This window comes from Streptomyces yokosukanensis, assembly GCF_001514035.1.
In the GTDB taxonomy this organism is placed as follows: domain Bacteria; phylum Actinomycetota; class Actinomycetes; order Streptomycetales; family Streptomycetaceae; genus Streptomyces; species Streptomyces yokosukanensis.
In genome coordinates, this window is the sequence record NZ_KQ948239.1 from 37,847 (window position 1) to 40,363 (window position 2,517).

Here is a 2,517-nt window from a genome sequence, read left to right on the forward strand (position 1 = left end):
CCGAGCAGCACGGTGTTGGCCGGACAGGTCGCCGTGACCGCGACCGGCGTCGCGGCGGCGGTCGGCCCGGCGGCCTTGTCCATGACGATCTGGGTGTGGTTGATCAGGTTGCTGGTGAAGCAGACCGCGTACGGGGTCGTGGAGAACGAACTGTTCACCGCGCCGCCGCTGCCGCCGATGCCGAGCCAGTGGGTGTTGTCGGTGCCGACGACACCGGTGGTGCCGGTGTACTCGGTGGTGCCGTCCGAGCTGGGCTCGGTGCCCATGATGTGGTTGCCGTTGGACGACGTACCGGTGCCGATGGCCTGATCGAGACCGCCGCCGGAGACGAGACCGCTGCCGCAGTCCGCGTGGGTCGAGATCTCGGAGAAGGTGGTGGCGGGCCCGGCGGTGGCTCCCGGGGTTCTCACGGTCACGCTCATGGTGTTGGCGTACGCGATCCCGGGCACCGCCAGGGCCAACAGGGCGCCTGTCACCAGCGCCTTGCCGGCCATCAGGCGCGGCAGGAATGTGGTCTTCATCGGACTCTTCCTCTCTGATCGCAGCGCTGCGTACGGGGGAGGCAGCGCGGAGAAATGCCGTGCAGGAGAAGAACCGACCGCGTTGGGGGAAGCGGCCGCCACGGGTCCGGGGGCGGCTGGGGAGCCTTCGACGGCAGGAGACGGACCCGTACGAGTCGGCGCTCAACGCGGCTCGCAGACGCGGACAGTAACAGTCCGCCAGAACCGCAACTACCGGTTGATCACACAGAATTGGCTGGCAGATGCTACATATGAAGGCCATCCGACCTTGAACCTGCGGATCACTACCCCTGGCTCCGCCCCTGCGCTCGCCCCCGAGAGGTAACACCGGCCACGGCGTCGACGTACAGTTCAGGATCATGGAAGAGCCCGAGGAGAACCTGGCCCCCCTCGTATGGGGCCAAGCCGAGCAGCGCGCCGCGCAAGGTGACCCCTCGTTCGTACGCAGGCTGGGCTCACAGCTGGCCGACCGGCACGCCGAGGCCCTCGAAAAGGCACGGGACTACGAACGCCAACTCGCCCACGTCATACGCGTGCTCGCGCTCACGCCCGGCCGCGACAGCCTGACACAGCTGCTGCGACTCCTCGAGGACAAACCCCACGCAGGAACGCACCCCGACCTGCGGACTCCCTTCGTCGCCTCGCTGCTCGCAGAGCATCAGAACGTCCCCGACCTGATCGCCACCGTCTTCGACCGACGTGAGTGGAGGCAGCTGGACGAACTGCGCGCCTGCCTCTTCCACGAGCTGCTGCTCCGCGGCGCGGACACCGACACCCGCGGGCCCCTGCGCGACTGGACCGTTGTACGACCCGGCTGGCACCCCCTGGCATGGCTACCGACGCACCGACGCGACTTCGAAGCCGGCGTGAGATTTCCCGGCCGTTCCCTGCGCGGCTCCGCCAGCGGAGTGTCGTCCCAGCTCCCCACCACGGGCCGGATGGATCCGCCTGCACCACGCTCATCCGAACCGTCCGCCCTCCAGGACGCCGCCACTGTGGACGTGTACGAGACGATCGTCGCTGCTCCGCAGGCGGGCGACTGGGGTGACTGCGGAGCGTGGGTCTTCCTGCTGGACCAGCCCGTCACGCCCGACCAGGTTCCCGCCCTGCTGCCGACCCTGCCCATGGCCTGCGTGGACGGACTCGGTCCGACGGATCGTTTCGAGGTCGCGGTCCGCCCGATGGAAGAGGTCTGGCACCTGCTCTTCGAAACCGCGTCGATGGGAGGCATCTACAGCTCCGGCGTGCACGGTGCCTTCGGAAGGCTGTGGGCGTGGCGCTCGATGGCAGGCCTCAGTGGCGCTCCGGCGGACGCAAGCGCGCCGGACGTGGAGCAGCACGCCCGGCAGAGTACGTGGCTCCACTTCGAAGCCGACGCAGAGTGGTTCCACAACGACATCGGCTCCGACTACGGCATAGCCGCGCTCTCCCCCGACCGCCGCCGGATAGCCGTGCTGGCGGCGACGGACACCGACTAGGAACGCCGGGAGCTGTCAGTACTGCTGTGCGGCGATCCGTTCCATCGGCAGGATCTTGCCGTCGAGGAGTCACGAAACCCTCCGGGCGGACAGGTTCGATCTCGGTCGACGACCCAACGTTCCGGAACTCCATTGCCGGGTCGGGTCAGTCCTCGGCGGCCTGGCGGATGCGGCGGGAGGGGGTGAACTCGTACAGGTCGAGGATGCCGGGCGGGTCGGCAAGTCCGGGGCCGCCGGCGGCGATCCACGCGGCGATGTCGTCGGCGGCGTCAGGGTCGTTGACCAGGCCCAGCCACACCGGCCGCCCGCCTGCCGCCCGTCCTGCGACGGTGGGCTGGACGACGACGACGTTGGCGTGCTCGCAGGCGTCCAGGCAGCCGGTCACCCTCACCTGGGCGTTGTCGGCGAGTGCCCGGCGTAGCTGGGCGAGTTGCCCGGCGTGGTCCAGGCCGGGGATCTTCGGCGTACCGCAGCAGCAGCCGCGGCAGACGGTGACCGTGCAGCGGGCCGCCGCCGCA

Annotated in this window: 2 protein-coding genes and 1 pseudogene; 1 reads left to right on the plus strand and 2 read right to left on the minus strand. The window is 69.4% G+C overall.

What is annotated here, in order from left to right; translation table 11 throughout:
* A pseudogene (locus AQI95_RS48570) lies at positions 1–521 on the minus strand (hypothetical protein); the annotation flags it as partial.
* A 359-nt stretch (positions 522–880) separates the two neighbouring features.
* On the opposite strand from AQI95_RS48570, the gene AQI95_RS42140 reads away from it, so the two are divergent.
* Complete coding sequence (locus AQI95_RS42140; protein ID WP_067136553.1) at positions 881–1,999, plus strand: DUF6183 family protein; 1,119 nt, start codon at positions 881–883, stop codon at positions 1,997–1,999.
* Positions 2,000–2,144: 145 nt separating this feature from the next.
* On the opposite strand, the gene AQI95_RS42145 is transcribed toward AQI95_RS42140, so the two are convergent.
* Positions 2,145–2,517 (minus strand): hypothetical protein (locus tag AQI95_RS42145; protein ID WP_067136555.1); only part of this gene is annotated, 373 nt, incomplete at its 5' end.

Excerpts from the sequence above, each read along its gene's own strand:
- AQI95_RS42140 (WP_067136553.1), top strand. The coding sequence starts at position 881 with ATGGAAGAGCCCGAGGAGAACCTGGCCCCCCTCGTATGGGGCCAAGCC.